An 18,511-nucleotide genomic window follows, 5' to 3' on the forward strand; every position below is an offset into this window, starting at 1 on the left:
CAAGCCTCTTTCGAACATAATCAATAACCAACTTCAACTGAAGCGTTAACAATATACATTAAATCGTTCTTATCGTTTTGTTCTTTTAAGAAGATGCCGCTCGGAGCCGCCATTCCTCCGTCCATGACCTCGATGTGAACCGTTCCATACGGAATTTCTGCTTTTATTTTTTTGAAATCTAAGCTTTCCTTATCTTTTGGAACAGCCAGTCGAATGGTAACCTTCATGTTGTTCAAATCGTTTTCCGGAAGAAATCGGGTGATACCAGGCATTGAATTTCTATGGATCGCATCGCGTACAGCCCGAACTGCGGCTGTTGTGACATCTTGCCCGTGCACGTCAGTACCGAATCCTGTTTCAATGAATAAAAGGTGATCCATAATTTTACCCCCATAACCAAATTTTCAATCCTATTATAACAAAGTTAAAAAAGAGGTCGCAGTTAAAGTGCTTGAAAATAAAAATGTCTATGTAAGAAAATCCGACAAAAAGTCCATTTTTTTTCGTATAAGAATTAAAATGAATGTGAAATATTATTTGTTGATATCTGTTCAGTTTTGGAATAAAGCAAGGATTAATGGAGAAATGGCATGAATCATGAAATTTTTATCATTAAAAGTCTGGTAAAGGCGAACGATAATTGCAGCAAGCAACAAAATTTACGCTTTTTCCCCATTTTTTATTCCCTTTTTGGCACATATAAGCTATAGTAAAGTCTGTGAGTTAAATTCAAAAGATTTAGCGGGGGGTTTTTAAGTGTTTAAAAAGAGAATAGCAGTGCTCGTAGCCTTTGTTGTTGTTCTGGCTTCCGTTCTTGCGGGATGCGGCAACAGCAAATCAAGCGGAGGCAGCGCAACGAAGAAGGCGGCTTTCAAAGCAGGTATGGTTACGGACACAGGCGGCGTTGATGACAAGTCTTTCAATCAGTCTGCTTGGGAAGGCTTGAAAAGCTTTGCAAAGGACAACGGTCTTAAAGAAGGATCAGGTGTTAAATATCTGCAGTCAACACAGGCATCGGATTATTCACCGAACCTGAACACAATGATCCATCAGAACTATAATATCGTTTATGGTATCGGCTTCTTGATGCAAAGTGATATCCAGAAAATTGCACAGCAAAATCCGAAAGCGCACCTTGGCATTATTGATGCCGTTGCTGTTGATAAGAACAATAAACCTCTGAAAAATGTAGCAAACATCACTTTCAAAGAACAACAAGGCTCGTTCTTGGTTGGTGTCGTAGCAGGTTTGACAACGAAAACGAATAAAGTCGGTTTTGTCGGCGGCGTTAACTCTGCGTTGCTTAAGAAATTCGAAAACGGCTTCAAAGCCGGTGTGAAGACGGTAAATCCGAAAGCAGAAATTTACGCTCAGTATGCTGGAGCATTTGATGCACCTGATAAGGGACGTGCAATTGCTCAAACGATGTATACAAAAGGCGCTGACATTATTTATGCATCCGCAGGCAATACAGGTAACGGTGTATTTACGGAAGCGAAGAACCGCACGAAGAATGGCAAGAAGGTATGGGTTATCGGTGTTGACAAAGATCAGCATGATCAAGGTATGCCGGAAAATGTAACTCTGACTTCCATGGTTAAACGCGTTGACCAAGCAATTTATAATGTAACGAAACAAACAAAGGCAGGTAAATTCCCTGGCGGTAAAGTACTTGAATTCGGCCTTAAAGAAAACGGCGTCGGTATCGCACCAACGACGGATAATGTTTCGAAGAAAGCACTTAGTGCTGTTAATGATTATAAAAAGAAAATCATTGATGGATCCCTCACGGTTCCGACAACAGACAAGGAATATAAGGAATACCTTGCAAACTTGAAGTAATTATTTGATCTATTGCTGATGGATGAGGCGGTACCTGCCTCATCCATCAATTATAATTAAGGAAAATATGATTTGGACATATAAAAGCCTGTTTTAGAACAAGCTTTTTTTATATAATAAGTGAGTAAAAAAATTTTAAAAGACGAGCGGAAGTTAGCATAAGCGGTCGAAGCTTGTTGAAGTTCAGCCAGTATCAAAGACTTGGCTTCACCAAGTTTTTCTTTATACAAAGAGGATTGTATAAAAGAAAAAAGATTAGCGGTGACTAGTATAAGAAAAACTAAGGTTCAGCCGGCGTCAGGGACTTGGCTTCACCAAGTTTTTCTTTACATATTCAGAGATGGGGGACTTAAGGCATGTCCTATGCAATTGAAATGAGGAATATCAGGAAAGAATTTCCCGGTATTGTGGCCAATGACGATATCACCCTTCAGGTACAAGAAGGAGAAATTCATGCGCTGTTTGGAGAAAACGGAGCCGGCAAGTCGACGCTGATGAATGTTCTGTTCGGGTTATATCAGCCTGACCAAGGGGAAATTTATGTTCATGGGAAAAAGGAGTTCATTAACGATCCCAATGATGCAGCTCGGCTCGGCATAGGCATGGTTCATCAGCACTTTATGCTAATTGACAAGTTTACTGTTGCTGAAAATATTATCCTGGGCAGAGAACCTAAGAAGCATGGGGCTCTCGATATGGCAAAGGCTGTAAAGATCGTCAAGGAACTTTCTGAAAGATACGGATTGGATGTTGACCCAAATAAGAAAGTTGAAGACATTACGGTCGGCATGCAGCAACGTGTTGAAATTTTGAAGACCCTGTACAGAGGGTCGGACATACTAATTTTTGACGAACCGACTGCTGTGTTGACGCCACTTGAAATTAAAGAACTGATCGAAATTATGAAGCGGCTAGTGGGTGAGGGCAAGTCCATCATCTTAATCACACACAAACTAAAGGAAATATTTGAATCCTGTGATCGATGCACGGTTATTCGCCGAGGAAAGAATATTGATACGGTAGCCATTTCTGACACCAATCCGAGCGATTTGGCCAGCATGATGGTTGGACGAAAGGTCAATATTCAGGTGAATAATGCTCCTTATGATCCGAAAGAAAAAGTTCTGGAAATTGAACATCTCAATGTACTTGATTCGCGCAAGGTTGATGTAATCAAGGATCTGAATCTGACTGTTCACGGAGGAGAAATTCTTGGCATTGCAGGTGTGGACGGTAATGGACAGACTGAGTTGATTGAGGCGATTGCGGGCCTGAGAAAGGTTAAAGACGGCAGCATTAAAATCAACAATGACGATGTGACCAATCAAAAAACGAGAAAAATTATCGAAGCCGGCTTGGGTTATATTCCTGAGGATCGACAGAAGCACGGACTTGTGCTGGACTTCTCGGTTGGTGAGAATATGGTACTGCAAACGTACTATAAGAAACCATACGCTCAAGCAGGTATTTTGCATAATAAAGTGATCACGAAAAAAGCGAAACAATTAATTCAAGAATTTGATGTGCGGACTCCGAGCGAGAAGACACTTGCCCGTTCATTGTCCGGAGGCAATCAGCAAAAGGTGATCGTCGCTAGAGAGGTAGACCGGAGTCCACAATTACTAATTGCGGCTCAGCCTACGCGTGGCTTGGATATCGGTGCTATTGAATTCATTCACGGCAAGCTGATTGAAGAAAAGAAAAAAGGCAAAGCCGTTTTGCTTGTGTCCTTTGAATTAGACGAAATTCTTCACCTTAGTGATCGTATCGCGGTTATTTATGAAGGACATATTATTGATATTGTTAATCCGAAAGAAACAGATGAGAATGAGCTCGGCTTGCTAATGGCTGGGAGAAAGAAAGGAGGAAACGAGGCGTGAGCAACTTATTAAAGAAGGTCAATTGGATGACACTCCTTATTCCTATCGTTTCTGTTATTCTCGGGCTGCTTTGCGGAGCTGTGATCATGTTGATCATTGGCTATAATCCCGTGCTTGCATATCAATCAATCATTGAATCTATTTTCCTTCAGCCTTATTACGGAGGAGAAACTATTCGGGCAATGATTCCTCTCGTGCTTGCCGGAATTGCCGTTGCTTTTGCCTTTCGCACCGGTCTCTTCAACATTGGCGTTGAAGGACAGCTGCTCGTCGGCTGGTTTGCTTCCGTTGCCTGTGCTATTTGCTTCGGCCATCTTCCGAAAGTTATTTTGCTTCCAATGTCGATCATCGCCGGCGGTGCCGCGGGGGCATTGTGGGGCTTTATTCCCGGAATTCTTAAAGCACGATTTAAAGTACATGAAGTTATTTCAACAATTATGATGAATTATATTGCATTATATACGACGGCGTATTTAATTAAAAATTTCTTATATACAGAAGGTGAACGCACACCGACGATTCCGGCTGCGGCTTCCCTTGCCTCGACGTTTCTTGCTAATCTGACTCAAGGATCACGGCTGCATTGGGGGTTTGTCGTTGCCATCATCGCTGTGTTTGCGATGTGGTTCATTTTGTGGAAAACAACAAAGGGGTATGAGCTGCGTGCCGTCGGCTTCAGTCCGGATGCTTCGAAATACGCGGGAATGAATGTCAGTCGAAACATTATGCTGTCGCTAACTATATCAGGCATTTTCGCTGGACTGGGCGGTGCTATGGAAGGCCTTGGCACGTATCAATATATGACCATTAATTCTGCGTTTACAGGTATTGGGTTTAATGGTATCGCCGTAGCGCTGCTTGGTCTGAATACACCGGTTGGTGTCGTACTTTCCGGAGCGCTGTTCGCCGGACTTCAAACCGGCGGCTTGACGATGCAGTCGGATGCCGGAGTTCCTGTTGAACTGATCCAGATTATCATCGCTTTGATTATTTTCTTTGTCGGCTCCGGTTATGTGATCAAGTGGGCGTTCGGCCGTCTATCGAGAAAGGGGCATAAATAATAATGAGCTTTTTTGAAGTTTTGACGATTATTATTCCTTCGACACTGCTTACGGCTGCCCCGCTGATTTTTACGTCATTGGGCGGCGTTTTCTCTGAACGTTCCGGAGTTGTCAATATCGGATTGGAAGGTTTGATGGCAGTCGGGGCCTTCACAGCTGCCATCTCTACTTTAGGTTTGGAGCATGCAGGATTGGGAGATGCCTCGCCGTGGATTGCGATCATCATTGCAGCCATTGCAGGAGGAATTTTTTCGTTGATCCATGCAGTTGTTTCCATTTCATTCCGTGCGGATCAGACGGTCAGCGGTGTGGCACTCAACTTTCTGGCTGCCGGTCTTACAATCTTTCTTGTGAAAATGATCTATGACGGAAAAGGACAAACACCATATATTACACACAATATTGATAAAATCAGCATTCCCGGCTTGGCGAAGATTCCATTTATCGGACCGATCTTCTTTCAGCAAGTGACCTACACGTCTTATTTGGCCATCCTTGTTTCGGTTTTGGTTTGGTTTATCATCTTTAAGACGCCATTTGGCTTGCGTCTGCGATCTGTCGGCGAACATCCGGCAGCGGCGGACACCCTAGGTATTAATGTAAGCAAAATGCGCTACATCGGTGTTGCACTGAGCGGTGTGTTCGGCGGTATCGGCGGTGCCGTATATCTTGTGACGATCACGTCCAACTACAATGTGACAACGATTGCCGGACAAGGGTTCTTAGCGCTGGCTGCTCTTGTTTTTGGTAAATGGCATCCGATTGGAGCCATGGGTGCATCCATGTTCTTCGGGTTTGCACAAGCACTCAGCATAACCGGTCAGCAGATCCCATATTTAGATCGCTTGCCTTCGGTCGTTATGCTGACGGCACCATATGTCCTGACATTGATTGTACTTACCGGATTCGTGGGTCGCGCTGAAGCACCAAAGGCGGACGGCGTTCCGTATATAAAAGGGCAGAGATAATCTGCTGGTCATCAAAGCAAAAAGAGAGGCAGTCTCATCGGTCGTTTTTCGACCATGCGGCTGCCTCTTTAATTTATAGGTAAAGAACGTTTAGCATTTTACCTTGATGTACAACGATAAGGTCATAAGAGAAAGAATCACAATTTGCGCTTTTTGGTGGGCAATCGAGTTAGGCGCCCTATCTGATAAATAAACGGAAAAACTCCGCTTATTTTACCCTTTACTTAATGAAGGACCGGAAGGATTAATGAACCAGAAGTGAGATGAATGGGGATTAGCGGGTGACCGGCTATAGATATGTACACCGGATGCATGCAAACAATGATGACCGATTACGACCGGTGCACAGTCGAGAATCACGCAGTCAAAATTGGCATAAAAATGGTCACCGACATGAATGTTATACCCATAATTGCAATGAAAGGTTGGTTCAATATAAATTCTGTCGCCCGTCGTTCCAAAAAGTTCCTTAAGAAGCACAATTCGCCGTTCACGTTCTGTAACGAGCGATGAATTAAATGTACAGACACGTTCTCGGGCACACACGCAGTCTGCAACCAATTCCGGATCGCAGGAATCGTATAGCGTCCCCGTGATTTTTTTTCTGTTTTCTGTTTTCTGATGCATAGGAGGTTCCTCCTTGCTTTTTTTGTTTCGATTATCACAAATAATGCTGCTCTATGAATAATTGTACAGAAAGATTCGAAAACGCACGACACGGGAAATAATTTTTCGTTATAATAAAGACTAAGACCAATAAAACGTGCAGCAAAAAGTTCCTTATGTCACTGCATCGTTGAAAATCAGAAGAACAATTTGGAGGTTTGATCATGACGACAATTTGCCTGGTCAGGCATGGAGAAACCGACTGGAATGCAATGGGAAAGCTGCAAGGACGCGAAGACATACCGCTTAATGAACGAGGGAGAAAGCAGGCTGAAATGGTTGGGAAATTTCTGCAGTCAGCCAAGTTTTCGGCTGTTGTGACGAGTCCATTGCTCCGTGCGAAGCAAACTGCCGAGATTATAAATAACTTTACGGGGAAATTGCCTCTTATTGAAAATGCAGATTTCATTGAAAAAGCGTATGGAAAGGCATCCGGTATGACGATCCTTGAACGTGACGAACACTTTCCGGATGGTGTCATTCCCGGAATGGAATCTATAGAGATGGTCAGAAAACGTGTCATTCGCGGGCTATCCACGGTTAAACAGAGCTTTCCTGATCAGCCTGTGCTGCTTGTCGCACATGGCGGTCTGATCAATGTTATTCTGGCTCTGCTGTCCGGCGGAGAAATCGGGACTGGAAAAACAAAGCTGTTTAACACGTGTATTAGTCATATCGCTACTGCCGGCAATTCATGGAAAATCATTGATTATAACCGCATCGAACATCTGAGCAAGTTCGGCAAGGTGACCAGCATTTGACTTTTACTGCACAAAAAAGAGAGCGAGTACATCGCTCTCAAGGGTTGCTGAATGAAGTTAAAGCGGGTGATGGGAATCGAACCCACGACGAGAGCTTGGGAAGCTCTAATTTTACCATTAAACTACACCCGCAAAAGCGCTTTAAAAACCATAACTAATCTTATAAGAATGGATTCTTTTTGTCAATGTTCATGATTCACTTGCATCGAGCGATTTTCTTGAGATAATGGCACTAAGGTCCACTTGAAAATAATACAGTCATCATCCAATTTTGATATTAAAAAAGATAAATCAAGACAAAAAACAAGGAGTGGCAAAAGTGAAGGCAATTTTAACAGTAATCGGCAAGGATAACGTAGGTATTATTGCCGGCGTCAGCGGTAAGCTTGCTGAACTTCATGTGAATATTCTCGATGTTTCACAAACCATTATGAACGGCTATTTTACCATGATGATGATTCTTGATTTATCTGAGGCGGAGAGCAGCTTCGGCGATATGAAAAAGTCACTTGCTGATAAAGGAACAGAGCTTGGCGTTCAGATCAAAATTCAGCGTGAAGAAATTTTTACATCAATGCACAGTCTATAAGCTGGAGGATATCGAAAAATAATGGAAACGAAACAAATACTTGAAACCATTCGGATGATTGAAGAAGAAAAATTGGATATCCGGACGATCACGATGGGCATTTCGCTTTTGGACTGCATTGATGGCGATGGAGCGAAAGCCAGAGCAAAGATCTACGACAAGATTACACGGCAAGCGGAAAAACTGGTAGAAACAGGAGAAGCAATCTCCGATGAGTTTGGCATCCCGATTATTCACAAGCGTATTTCTGTTACACCTATTTCACTTGTGGCAGGGGCCGCGCAGGATGAGAATTATACGGCTTTTGCTCAAACTTTGGACAAGGCGGCAAAGACGACAGGCGTTAATTTTGTCGGTGGATTCAGTGCGCTTGTTCAGAAGGGTTACACGTCGGGCGATCGCAAATTAATTCGATCTATTCCTGAAGCACTTGCAACCACCGATTTTGTCTGCTCGTCAGTTAATGTCGGATCAACGCGCTCCGGTATCAATATGGATGCGGTGAAACAAATGGGCGGCATCGTCAAGGAAACGGCTGAACGTACAAAGGATCAGCAAGGTCTGGGCTGCGCAAAGCTGGTTATCTTTGCGAATGCCGTCGAAGATAATCCATTCATGGCAGGAGCTTTTCATGGAGTCGGCGAAGAGGACTGTGTTCTTAATGTCGGTGTGAGCGGCCCTGGTGTTGTGAAACGGGCGCTTGAGAAGGTGAAAGGTCAGCCATTTGATGTCGTATCTGAAACGATTAAAAAAATTGCGTTCAAGATTACGCGAATGGGCCAGTTGGTCGGACATGAGGCGTCGACTCGACTTGGTATACCATTCGGTATTGTCGATTTGTCTCTGGCCCCAACGCCGGCAGTCGGTGACTCGGTTGCCCATATTCTTGAAGAAATGGGGCTGGAGTCGGTTGGTACGCATGGAACTACAGCTGCATTGGCGTTGTTGAATGATGCAGTAAAAAAAGGCGGCGTTATGGCGTGCAGTCACGTCGGCGGTTTGAGCGGCGCATTCATTCCTGTCTCTGAAGATGCCGGAATGATACACGCTGTTGAACGAGGTGCTCTCAATTTAGAGAAACTTGAAGCCATGACGGCTGTTTGTTCTGTTGGGCTTGATATGATTGCAATTCCCGGAGATACACCGGCAGAAACGATTTCTGCGATGATTGCTGATGAAGCAGCGATTGGTGTCATTAACAATAAAACGACGGCGGTACGCGTAATTCCTGCTCTTGGTAAATCGGTTGGCGATACGGTTGAATTTGGCGGGCTGCTCGGATATGCTCCGGTTATGGATGTGAACCGCAATTCATCAGCCGATTTTATCGCACGAGGCGGCAGAATTCCGGCACCGATTCATTCCTTTAAAAATTAAAGCTTCGCTGAAGTTTGTGTTCATAAACGCCAGCAAAATAAGAAAAGAACGGAACCCTTTTTACTTAGGGTTCCGTTCTTTTTTAGTGATTAGCGGTTGTTATGATTTTGATCTTTATTCTGATCAAAGTTTTCAGCATAATTTTTCGAATCCGCATGGTCACCGGTACGTTGTGCACGTTCTCTTTCTTCTACAGAATGTTCATCAAGCGGTTCGGCAAATTCTTCATTAAATTGCTTTGCAGCTTTTTTACCTTTTTCATCTTTAAAACTCACGATGCTCACAGCTTTCTTTTTGGTTTTTGACGTTTCCGTCAAGAAGTAGTGTGAACGTATTTTAAATAATTATGCCTTTCATCATTTAAGTCAGTTCCAGCAGGCACGAAGCGAATAAAAGGATATAAAGACAGTGAATACCATATCCTAAAGCAATTACAGATAAAGGAGAGGGTAACATGAAAAGCGGACGTTTAGATGGAGTAAATTTGCAAAAAGAAATTGTCAGCAAGGATACTTATGAAAAGAAGTTAGCCAAGTACCAATTGAAGTTGTTGTCGATGCAGCATCTGCTGCTCGAACATAATTTAGGTGTGATTTTTGTCTTCGAAGGCTGGGACGCAGCAGGGAAAGGCGGTGCGATTAAACGAGCGGTGGCGAATCTTGATCCGCGAGGGGTTCGTGTCTGGCCAATTGCGGCACCCGCGCCTCATGAGAAACGGTACCATTACATGCAGCGCTTCTGGAGAAAGATTCCTCAATATGGTCAGATCGCGATTTTTGATCGATCCTGGTACGGTCGTGTTCTCGTCGAGCGCGTTGAACAGTTGGCAGAACCTAAAGAATGGAAACGTGCTTTTCAAGAAATTAACGAATTTGAAAAAGAATTGACGAATGATCGCTACATGATCGATAAATTCTGGCTGCACATTGATAAAGCGGAACAATACAAACGTTTTAAAAAACGTGAATCTGATCCGCTAAAAAAGTGGAAAATCACGGATGAGGATTGGCGAAATCGTGAAAAATGGGAGCACTATGTGACTGCAGCCGAAGAAATGTTTGATAAAACTGATACAGCCGCGGCGCATTGGCATATTATCCCTGCCAATAGCAAATGGTATGCCCGCATTGCCATTCTAAAGCAAATGACTCGATCAATTGAGAATCACTTGAAAGCAAATGGTTTTGATCTCTCAGAACTTCCTGATGTTTCAAAAATAATCAAAGATCAAACAAAATAGTTTCCAGTCACGGTACGGCATGCTTTTGCAGTTTGTCTTTTTTAAGTTATACTTTTGAGTAGAGGGTGTTGTTTGCAAGAAAAAATTGTTTTTGCACGGCACGACGGACAGGCGGGGGAGGGAACGTTTTGAGTATTTTGCAAAAGCATGCAATCATTGACATCGGATCGAATTCCATTCGACTTGTAATTATTGGCGTTGATCAGGATTATTTTTCTAAAGAACTGCTGAATTTTAAAACCGTCGCACGATTAAGCAACTACATAGATGAAAATGATCAATTAAGCAATAAAGGCGTGTCCATCCTTTTGGACGTGCTAAAAAGATTTCAGTTTATCATTGAACATGAACAAGGGGTCAGCGTTGTTGACGCTTTTGCCACGGCTGCTATGCGTAAAGCGAGAAATCGTGAAGAAGTGCTGAAGTGTGTTTACGATGAAACCGGGCTCAATGTTCGACTTCTTTCAGGGATGAAGGAAGCCTATTACGGCTATTTCGCAGTCGTTAATTCAACTTATGTAGAGAACGGGATCACGATTGATATTGGTGGAGGCAGTACGGAGGTTACCATGTTCAGGAGACGCCGGCTGATCCATTCTCACTCCTTTTCATTTGGTGCTGTCACTCTGTACCAGACCTTCTACAAAGACAATGATCCATATGCAGGAGACCGACTAGAGGCTTATATAAAGAAAGAATTCGCATCGCTTGAGTGGTTGTGCGGCAATGAGCTTCCTATTATTGGTATAGGGGGAACCGCCAGAAATTTAGCGCGTATTGACCAGATCCAGGAACATTACCCATTGGTGGGGCTCCATCAATATACAATTCCGCGTGAGCGTCTAAATCAGTTGAAAGAGAAATTGGCTTCGATGACACTTGAGGAACGTGAGAGTATGGACGGACTCTCAAAAGACCGGTCGGATATTATTTTGCCTGCATCGGCGGTTATTAATCTGCTTGTGAAACTGAATCGCGGAGACAGGTTTATGTTGAGCGGAGAGGGGTTGCGCGAAGGCGTATTCTATGAATGGGTGCTCAAACAAAGGAATGAAGAGCGTATCCCGTATGTTTTGAATGAAAGCCTGCGGCAGCTGCGGCGCAATTTTAATTTGGACAGCCGTCATACTGCGTATGTGAAGAAATTAGCGTTTCAAATCTTGGATGGCATATTGGATTTATTCAAAGGAGACGATTCAGAGGAACGCATTGCCTGGTTGCTTTCGCATAGCGCGGATCTTGCTTATTTAGGGGAATTTATAAATAATGAATCCAGCAGTGCACAAACCTTTTATTTACTGACTAATATGAACATTAATGGGATCAGCCACCGCGACCGCCTGGCTGTAGCGCTGATCGCTTCGTTTAAGAATCGGTCGAATCTCAGCGACTTTGCCAAGTCGTTCCAGCAAATGGCAACCAAAGAAGACATGAAACTGTATGAGACACTCGGCGCTGTGTTGCGTCTCGCACATGATTTCGATCGTACAAAATTGCATGTCGTCAATCGATTAACGCTCAAACAGACGAAGAAAAAGCAGCTTCAGTTGACTGCCTATTATCATGATGATGCCTATTTTGAAGAACAAGCTGCACAAAGACATAAAAAACATCTTGAGCGGGCATTAAAGACGTCAGTGATGATTCAATTCAAAAATGCGGATGAATAGGGCTTGTCAAGCTTTTCAATAAGGTGGAAAATGGTAGACAAAAGAAGACAATGAGAAGGGGTTTTTTATGGCTATTTTAGTATTGGGCGGCGCCGGATACATTGGTTCGCACGCGGTTTATCAACTCATCGATGCCGGCGAGGATGTGGTTGTTGTCGACAACTTGCAGACCGGTCATAAGGATGCACTTCATCCGAACGCAAAATTTTATCAAGGAGATATTCGCGACAAGACGTTCTTGGATTCTGTATTTAAGAAAGAAAATATTAAAGGCGTCATTCATTTTGCCGCCAATTCTTTAGTCGGCGAATCGGTTGAGAAGCCGCTGAAGTATTTCAATAATAATGTCTACGGGATGCAAATTCTTTTGGAAGTTATGAACGATAATAACGTGAAACACATCGTATTTTCTTCAACTGCGGCAACATACGGCGAACCGGAAGTTGTTCCGATTACCGAAGACATGCCGACGCAGCCGACCAATCCATACGGCGAAACCAAGCTTACAATGGAAAAGATGATGAAATGGTGTGATCGTGCGTATGGCATGCGATTTGTTGCCCTTCGTTACTTCAATGTTGCCGGCGCAAGTAAAGGCGGATCAATTGGGGAGGATCACCATCCGGAAACACACTTAATTCCGATTGTTCTCCAGGTTGCTGCCGGTGAGCGTGACCATATCTCCATTTTCGGCGATGATTATGCAACCAAAGATGGGACCTGCGTCCGTGATTATGTGCACATTGAGGATCTGATCGCCGCACATCGCCTGGCACTTCGCTATCTGTTTGACGGCGGCAAGAGTGATGTATTCAACCTTGGCTCAAGTGAAGGATTTTCGGTTAAGGAAATTATTGAGGCGGCAAGAAAAGTTACCGGAGAGGCTATTCCTGCTGAACTGGCTCCAAGACGTGCGGGAGATCCGAGCACGCTGATCGCTTCCCCTGAAAAGGCAAAGCGTGTGCTTGGTTGGAACCCGAAACACACGAACATTCCTGAAATACTTGCCGATGCCTGGGCTTGGCACAGCAGCCACCCAAAAGGTTACGCGACAACCGTTGAATCGGCTAAGTAATTAAGAATAGCAGCTTGTTTGTGGAACTATATGGAACTTAACGACAAAGTTTTGACACATTCGCGATTTCGCGGTACAATCGTATCACTAACCAATTGAATACTTCTTATCCAGAGCGGCGGAGGGACTGGCCCGATGAAACCCGGCAACCAAATGAAAATTTAGGTGCCAATTCCTGCAGAATCCATTTGGATTTTGAGAGATAAGAGAAGATATGAACGGATCAGGCTTCTCTCTTCTCGAGGGAAGCCTTTATTAGTTCCGAGCTCTTCATAAATTAGGAAAACTGGATGATTGGAAAAGCCTTCGGTTAGAAATCAGAGTATTCTTATATACAAACAGGAGGAAGCAAACATTGAAAAAGATTACTGCAGTTATCTCAGCGTTTTTAGCATTTTCTTTAATTTTTGTTTTGGCCGCTTGCGGCAATAGTTCTTCAAAGGAATTGAGTGAAAAGGAAATTACGGTCGGTGTGACCGGCGGTCCTCACCAACAAGTAATGGAACAAGTCGTTAAGTTGGCGAAAAAAGACGGATTGACAATTAAATTGAAAGTATTCAACGATTACAATCAGCCGAATATTGCACTGAACGATAAAGATCTGGATGCGAACAGCTACCAGACGCTCCCATTCCTCAAGGATCAGATTAAAAATAAAAACTATAAAATTACTGATGTGTTCAAAACCGTGGCCTTTCCAATGGGGATCTACTCGAAAAAAATTAAAAGTCTTAAAGATTTGAAAGACGGCGACAAGATTGCAGTACCGAATGACCCGGCTAACGAGCTCCGCGCTTTGCAATTATTTGAGAAGGCCGGCGTTATTAAACTGAAGAAGGGTGCTGGGATTACATCAACGAAACGCGACGTGGTCAGCAATCCCAAACATCTGAAGATTATCGAATTGGATGCCGCACAGCTTCCGGCACAACTTGGTGAAGTTACTGCATCCGCAATTAATACCAACTTTGCGATGGGCGCAGGTCTTACAGTGTTGAAGGATTCTATTTTCCATGAACCGCTTGAAAACAACCCGTACCCTAACTATTTTGTTGTCCGTACCGATAATAAGAATGATAAAGTAGTCAAGCAGCTGAAGAAATACTATCAATCGAAGGAAGTCAAAGCATACATTAAGAAACAGTTTGGCGGTTCCGTAGTTCCTGCTTGGTAAGGAGGAAGCATCTTGATTAAATTACAGCATGTGTCAAAAACGTTTCGTGTTGGAAAGAACAAGATTGAGGCCTTGAAGGACGTTTCCCTTGAGGTAAACAAAGGTGAAATTTTTGGTGTTATCGGTTTCAGCGGTGCCGGAAAGAGTACACTGATCCGTTGTGTAAACCTGCTTGAGCGGCCAACAAACGGGCAGGTGTTTGTCGATGATCAGGATGTTTTGGAGCTGAATAAAAAAGGCTTGCGGCAATTAAGACGTAAAATCGGTATGATTTTTCAAGGTTACAATTTGCTTGAGACAGCGAATGTCTATGACAATGTTGCAACGCCGCTAAAATTGGAAGGCGTGCCGAAAGAAGAAATTAAGAAGCGCACCGAAAAGTACTTAGAGATTGTCGGATTGTCAGATCGGCAGAGTGCTTTTCCGAGCCAATTATCCGGAGGCCAAAAACAGCGTGTGGCCATTGCCCGCGCGCTCGCTCATGAACCGGAAGTGCTGCTCAGCGATGAGGCAACGAGTGCACTGGATCCGAATACAACCGAGGCAATTCTTGAATTATTGCTCAAGGTCAATAAGGAACTGGGCATTACTATTTTCCTGATCACTCATGAGCTGAACGTTATTCAGCGTATTTGTGATCGTGTGGCCGTTATGGAAGACGGCAGAATTGTGGAACAAGGTTCGGTTGTCGATGTGTTTACGCAACCGCAGCAGCCGATGACCAAGCAATTCATCAGCACGGAATCCAAGTTTCAGATTCCGGACTCGGTGAAGAACGATTTACTTAAATCGGGCCGATTGGTCAAACTGACCTTCTTAGGAGAATCATCGAAGGATCCGGTACTAGCGACACTTGCTAAGCAGTATGATGTCTTGCCAAGTATTATTGCCGGCGGCATTGATCAATTGAAGAATCAGTCGGTCGGCAAGCTGCTCGTCCATTTGAAAGGCGATAAGGCAAAAATTGAGACGGCGATCGGCTTTCTTCGGGATCAGGATGTTCTTGTGGAAGAGGTGAAGGACTAATGGCAGACTTTATCAATGAATGGGGCAGCGCAATTTGGGAAGGGTTCATCCAGACCACACAGATGACGCTGATTTCACTCGCCTTTTCAATTCTGATCGGGCTGCCGCTTGGCGTGCTGCTTGTTCTGACACGGAAAGGCGGACAATGGGACAATGTTGCGGTTTTCACGATCGTGAACTCATTAATTAACGTCATTCGATCGATTCCGTTCATTATCCTGCTCTTCTTCCTGCTTCCGTTTACGAAGACATTGGTTGGTACGACGATTGGTGTGAAAGGTGTTATTGTTCCGCTCGTCGTTGCATGTGCACCGTACATTGCTCGACTTTTGGAAACAGCAATGCTTGAGGTCAGCAAAGGCATCATTGAAGCGTATCAGTCCATGGGTATTTCCACCCCGAAAATTATCTGGCATGTCATTATTCGTGAAGCACGTTCATCGATCATTCTCGGTCTAACGATTGCGGTGATCGGATTGATCGGCGAAACAGCGATGGCCGGATTTGTCGGTGCCGGAGGACTTGGTGACTTGGCGTACCAGTTCGGCTATGTGCGATTCCAACCGGATGTAATGTACGCGGTTATTATTATCTTGATTGTCATTGTTCAGATTATCCAATCACTGGGTAATGTCATTGCGAGAAAATTGAAGAAAAATTAATAAAGCGGTCGGCACAAACGATTTTTGTTCATCCCGTTTGACTGCCGCTTTTTCTTTATCTATAATGTTAAATATAATTAACATTATGTATAGATGATTAAACATTGGATGTGCTGAACGCCATGCATTTAGTAAATCGAGTCAAGGAATTGAGAGCGCGATATAACTGGACACAATCGGAACTGGGCGAGAGAGTCGGTGTGACGAGGCAAACGATTGCCTCCATTGAAAAAGGGGATTACGTCCCTTCGCTCCTTCTCGGTCTGCAGCTCTGTGATGTATTTAGGTTGCGCATGGAGGATGTTTTTGAACTGGAGAAAGGAGCGGATAAAGAATGAAACGTTTGTGGTTTTCTCTAATGATGTCGATCTGCACCATTATCGCATTCGGACTGGCAATGATTCCATTAATTCAACTGACAAACGGACTGGCGGATTTGATTCGTAATGATGCAAGCGGTTTTTCAGTAGAAATAAAAGTGGTTTGGTTTCTTCCGGTGGTTCTATTAGCGATCATCGAAGCAATCGATTGTTTATGGAATAAACGAAAAAACAAATCATCATTTTGGATCTATCCGCTCGTTAATCCATCAGATGATGAACGTGAGCGAGCCATCACAGCTAAAGCTTCACATGACGCTTTTTTCACGATTTGGGCGGTGGCACCAATTTGTGCGGGCTTGATGTGCTTCTATCCATTGTTCACAGATGTTTTTTCGATTTATCCGATGGTTGTCGTGCTTATCATTCCCTTTGTTCAGGTAACTGTGTACTATCTGAAAATCAGAAGAATATATATGTGATCCATTATTGATAGGGAGGTTGTGATCTTTTGAATCGTGAAAAAATTGACTGGCTCATTACAACGGTACTTCAGTGGACACTGAATCTTGTTCTTCTTGCACTTGCTGCTGTTTTATGTGTCGCATTGATCAAGGAAACGTATCAATTTTTTACCTATCTTTTTTTAAGTGAGAACGCCTCCTACTATCATCTATTAGAAGGTATTCTCGTATTTTTCCTATACTTTGAATTTATCGCGTTAATCATCAAATATTTTCAAGCACATTATCATTTTCCGCTGCGCTATTTCATCTATATTGGTGTAACGGCAATTGTCCGATTAATCATCGTTAGTCACGACCATCCGCATTCCGTTCTGCTGTATGCAATTGCCATTCTGGTGCTGGTCGGCGCGCTGTATATTGCCAATACGAAAATGCTCAGACGGGAGTGAAAATGACGTCTCTATACGGATCACTTCAAAAATAATGCATTATTCAATGGCCATATCAATGCATGTCTGCTGGCTATTGAAATTCTCAGATACTTAAGGTATGGTTTTGTTGAGAGACTATAAACGGAATATCTGTGAATAGCCAATATACGTAACGATAAGGAGTAGACAAAATGGGAAAAGTGCTTGTTTTCGGGCATAAAAGTCCTGATACCGATGCGATTTGCTCGGCAATCGCATTCGCTGATCTGAAGAATAAACTTGGTGAAGATGTAGAAGCAGTTCGTCTGGGTGATTTGAATGGTGAGACGGAGTATGTGCTGAAGCATTTTCAAATTGAAGCACCGCGTCTGGTAAAGACCGTTGCCAATGAAGTACCGGCCGTTTATCTGGTTGACCATAATGAGCGGGCACAAAGTGCTGACGACATCGAAAAAGTTGACGTTCTCTCTGTTGTCGATCATCACAGAATCGCTAATTTCGAAACGAAAGCGCCGCTTTATTATCGGGCAGAACCAGTAGGCTGCACAGCGACGATCATCAACAAGTTGTACAAGGAAGCCGGAGTACCTGTATCCAAAACGATTGCCGGAATCATGTTGTCGTCAATCATTTCTGATACACTGTTGTTCAAATCGCCGACCTGCACAGAAGAAGATGTGAAAGCGGCAAAGGAGCTTGAAACGATTTCCGGTGTTGATACTCAGGCCTATGGATTGGACATGCTTAAAGCAGGAACCAACATTGCTGACAAATCAGCTGAAGAGTTGATTTCCATTGATGTGAAGCCGTTTGAAATGGGCAAATATGCTGTGAAAATCGCTCAGGTCAACGTTGTGGATACAAATGATGCACTTTCTCGTCAGGCGGAGCTCGAAGCTGCAATCAACAAGGAAATTGATACGAATAATCTTGATTTGTTCGTACTTGCAGTGACCAATATTCTGACCAGTGATTCCGAAGCACTGATCCTTGGAAAAGCAGCAACGGCAGCTGAGGCAGCCTTCAAGGTAACCTTGGACAATAATGTAGCTACACTTAAAGGTGTTGTTTCACGCAAGAAACAAATTGTACCTGTACTCACCGAAGAACTGACAAAATAATTTGATTCAAATTAATTGGCAAAGAGCTGTCCTCTTTGCTTATTTACAAGATAAGAAAGTATAGGATTTTGCCCCATATTTAAACGAATAAGCCAGTGTCTCGGACGAGAATCAAAGCGGAGGTACGAATGCGCCTGCGGGTGCGGCCCTGTTGATCGCGTGCCGGCGAGAGAGAACCCTT

20 protein-coding genes, 1 tRNA gene and 1 riboswitch are annotated in these 18,511 nt (G+C 43.6%); of the genes, 17 read left to right on the forward strand and 4 right to left on the reverse strand.

Translation table 11 applies throughout. The features are described from left to right. Positions 1–20: 20 nt before the first annotated feature. A complete protein-coding gene (locus NOM01_RS12460) occupies positions 21–380 on the reverse strand; it encodes a Lin0512 family protein (protein WP_255748812.1) in 360 nt (119 codons plus the stop codon). A 376-nt stretch (positions 381–756) separates the two neighbouring features. Between NOM01_RS12460 and NOM01_RS12465 the strand changes: the two genes are divergently transcribed. The 4 genes from NOM01_RS12465 to NOM01_RS12480 all read left to right on the forward strand — a co-directional run bounded on the left by NOM01_RS12465 (position 757) and on the right by NOM01_RS12480 (position 5,751). After that, the gene (locus NOM01_RS12465) at positions 757–1,842 is read left to right on the forward strand and encodes a BMP family lipoprotein (RefSeq protein ID WP_255748813.1); all 1,086 of its coding nucleotides are present in this window, start codon (positions 757–759) and stop codon (positions 1,840–1,842) included. A 356-nt stretch (positions 1,843–2,198) separates the two neighbouring features. Beyond that, positions 2,199–3,722, forward strand: a complete 1,524-nt coding sequence (locus NOM01_RS12470) for an ABC transporter ATP-binding protein (RefSeq protein WP_255748814.1) — start codon at positions 2,199–2,201, stop codon at positions 3,720–3,722. Further along, positions 3,719–4,783 carry an ABC transporter permease gene (locus NOM01_RS12475; RefSeq protein ID WP_370646099.1) on the forward strand — a complete coding sequence of 355 codons (1,065 nt, stop codon included), beginning with the start codon at positions 3,719–3,721 and terminating at the stop codon, positions 4,781–4,783. The genes NOM01_RS12470 and NOM01_RS12475 overlap by 4 nt, the downstream gene beginning before the upstream one ends. A gap of 2 nt (positions 4,784–4,785) precedes the next feature. Further along, positions 4,786–5,751, forward strand: coding sequence for an ABC transporter permease (locus NOM01_RS12480; protein ID WP_255748815.1), 966 nt, complete (start codon positions 4,786–4,788; stop codon positions 5,749–5,751). 213 nt (positions 5,752–5,964) lie between these two features. On the opposite strand, the gene NOM01_RS12485 is transcribed toward NOM01_RS12480, so the two are convergent. Next, entirely contained in the window at positions 5,965–6,378 is a 414-nt protein-coding gene (locus NOM01_RS12485; RefSeq protein WP_255748817.1) for a maltose acetyltransferase domain-containing protein, read from the reverse strand. A gap of 203 nt (positions 6,379–6,581) precedes the next feature. On the opposite strand from NOM01_RS12485, the gene NOM01_RS12490 reads away from it, so the two are divergent. Then, entirely contained in the window at positions 6,582–7,178 is a 597-nt protein-coding gene (locus NOM01_RS12490) for a histidine phosphatase family protein (RefSeq protein WP_255748818.1), read from the forward strand. A 61-nt stretch (positions 7,179–7,239) separates the two neighbouring features. Here the strand turns inward: NOM01_RS12490 and NOM01_RS12495 are convergent. Further along, positions 7,240–7,310, reverse strand: a tRNA-Gly gene (locus NOM01_RS12495). A 187-nt stretch (positions 7,311–7,497) separates the two neighbouring features. Here NOM01_RS12495 and NOM01_RS12500 point away from each other — a divergent pair. Both NOM01_RS12500 and NOM01_RS12505 read left to right on the forward strand, forming a co-directional pair. Beyond that, entirely contained in the window at positions 7,498–7,767 is a 270-nt protein-coding gene (locus NOM01_RS12500) for an ACT domain-containing protein (RefSeq protein ID WP_255748819.1), read from the forward strand. Between the two features lie 21 nt (positions 7,768–7,788). Further along, entirely contained in the window at positions 7,789–9,144 is a 1,356-nt protein-coding gene (locus NOM01_RS12505; protein WP_255748820.1) for a PFL family protein, read from the forward strand. An 89-nt stretch (positions 9,145–9,233) separates the two neighbouring features. Here NOM01_RS12505 and NOM01_RS12510 read toward each other — a convergent pair whose 3' ends face one another. Further along, positions 9,234–9,419, reverse strand: coding sequence for a hypothetical protein (locus NOM01_RS12510; RefSeq protein ID WP_255748821.1), 186 nt, complete (start codon positions 9,417–9,419; stop codon positions 9,234–9,236). Between the two features lie 179 nt (positions 9,420–9,598). Here NOM01_RS12510 and NOM01_RS12515 point away from each other — a divergent pair, with 179 nt between their 5' ends. From NOM01_RS12515 to NOM01_RS12560, 10 genes are all read left to right on the forward strand, one after another. Beyond that, positions 9,599–10,384 carry a polyphosphate kinase 2 family protein gene (locus NOM01_RS12515; protein WP_255748822.1) on the forward strand — a complete coding sequence of 262 codons (786 nt, stop codon included), beginning with the start codon at positions 9,599–9,601 and terminating at the stop codon, positions 10,382–10,384. Positions 10,385–10,512: 128 nt separating this feature from the next. Beyond that, entirely contained in the window at positions 10,513–12,054 is a 1,542-nt protein-coding gene (locus NOM01_RS12520) for a Ppx/GppA phosphatase family protein (protein WP_255748823.1), read from the forward strand. A gap of 67 nt (positions 12,055–12,121) precedes the next feature. Then, the gene (gene galE / locus NOM01_RS12525; RefSeq protein WP_255748824.1) at positions 12,122–13,129 is read left to right on the forward strand and encodes a UDP-glucose 4-epimerase GalE; all 1,008 of its coding nucleotides are present in this window, start codon (positions 12,122–12,124) and stop codon (positions 13,127–13,129) included. Positions 13,130–13,232: 103 nt separating this feature from the next. Then, positions 13,233–13,338: riboswitch (SAM riboswitch) on the forward strand. Positions 13,339–13,484: 146 nt separating this feature from the next. Continuing rightward, positions 13,485–14,303, forward strand: a complete 819-nt coding sequence (locus NOM01_RS12530; protein ID WP_255748825.1) for a MetQ/NlpA family ABC transporter substrate-binding protein — start codon at positions 13,485–13,487, stop codon at positions 14,301–14,303. Between the two features lie 12 nt (positions 14,304–14,315). After that, entirely contained in the window at positions 14,316–15,329 is a 1,014-nt protein-coding gene (locus NOM01_RS12535; protein ID WP_255748826.1) for a methionine ABC transporter ATP-binding protein, read from the forward strand. Then, a complete protein-coding gene (locus tag NOM01_RS12540; protein WP_255748827.1) occupies positions 15,329–15,991 on the forward strand; it encodes a methionine ABC transporter permease in 663 nt (220 codons plus the stop codon). The genes NOM01_RS12535 and NOM01_RS12540 overlap by 1 nt, the downstream gene beginning before the upstream one ends. 122 nt (positions 15,992–16,113) lie before the next feature. Next, complete coding sequence (locus NOM01_RS12545; protein WP_255748834.1) at positions 16,114–16,329, forward strand: helix-turn-helix transcriptional regulator; 216 nt, start codon at positions 16,114–16,116, stop codon at positions 16,327–16,329. After that, positions 16,326–16,793, forward strand: a complete 468-nt coding sequence (locus NOM01_RS12550; protein ID WP_255748828.1) for a hypothetical protein — start codon at positions 16,326–16,328, stop codon at positions 16,791–16,793. The genes NOM01_RS12545 and NOM01_RS12550 overlap by 4 nt, the downstream gene beginning before the upstream one ends. Before the next feature lie 29 nt (positions 16,794–16,822). Beyond that, positions 16,823–17,227: a phosphate-starvation-inducible protein PsiE gene (gene psiE / locus NOM01_RS12555; protein ID WP_255748829.1), complete on the forward strand. Its 405-nt coding sequence runs from the start codon at positions 16,823–16,825 to the stop codon at positions 17,225–17,227. A gap of 173 nt (positions 17,228–17,400) precedes the next feature. Next, on the forward strand, positions 17,401–18,330 hold the full coding sequence (locus NOM01_RS12560; protein ID WP_255748830.1) for a manganese-dependent inorganic pyrophosphatase: 930 nt from the start codon (positions 17,401–17,403) through the stop codon (positions 18,328–18,330). Positions 18,331–18,511: the final 181 nt, after the last annotated feature.

Source organism: Sporolactobacillus sp. STSJ-5 (genome assembly GCF_024385605.1).
In the GTDB taxonomy this organism is placed as follows: domain Bacteria; phylum Bacillota; class Bacilli; order Bacillales; family Sporolactobacillaceae; genus Sporolactobacillus.

Excerpts from the sequence above, each read along its gene's own strand:
- NOM01_RS12460 (WP_255748812.1), bottom strand. The coding sequence starts at position 380 with ATGGATCACCTTTTATTCATTGAAACAGGATTCGGTACTGACGTGCAC.
- NOM01_RS12470 (WP_255748814.1), top strand. The coding sequence starts at position 2,199 with ATGTCCTATGCAATTGAAATGAGGAATATCAGGAAAGAATTTCCCGGT.
- NOM01_RS12480 (WP_255748815.1), top strand. The coding sequence starts at position 4,786 with ATGAGCTTTTTTGAAGTTTTGACGATTATTATTCCTTCGACACTGCTT.
- NOM01_RS12485 (WP_255748817.1), bottom strand. The coding sequence starts at position 6,378 with ATGCATCAGAAAACAGAAAACAGAAAAAAAATCACGGGGACGCTATAC.
- NOM01_RS12490 (WP_255748818.1), top strand. The coding sequence starts at position 6,582 with ATGACGACAATTTGCCTGGTCAGGCATGGAGAAACCGACTGGAATGCA.
- NOM01_RS12505 (WP_255748820.1), top strand. The coding sequence starts at position 7,789 with ATGGAAACGAAACAAATACTTGAAACCATTCGGATGATTGAAGAAGAA.
- NOM01_RS12515 (WP_255748822.1), top strand. The coding sequence starts at position 9,599 with ATGAAAAGCGGACGTTTAGATGGAGTAAATTTGCAAAAAGAAATTGTC.
- galE (WP_255748824.1), top strand. The coding sequence starts at position 12,122 with ATGGCTATTTTAGTATTGGGCGGCGCCGGATACATTGGTTCGCACGCG.
- NOM01_RS12540 (WP_255748827.1), top strand. The coding sequence starts at position 15,329 with ATGGCAGACTTTATCAATGAATGGGGCAGCGCAATTTGGGAAGGGTTC.
- NOM01_RS12545 (WP_255748834.1), top strand. The coding sequence starts at position 16,114 with ATGCATTTAGTAAATCGAGTCAAGGAATTGAGAGCGCGATATAACTGG.
- NOM01_RS12550 (WP_255748828.1), top strand. The coding sequence starts at position 16,326 with ATGAAACGTTTGTGGTTTTCTCTAATGATGTCGATCTGCACCATTATC.
- NOM01_RS12560 (WP_255748830.1), top strand. The coding sequence starts at position 17,401 with ATGGGAAAAGTGCTTGTTTTCGGGCATAAAAGTCCTGATACCGATGCG.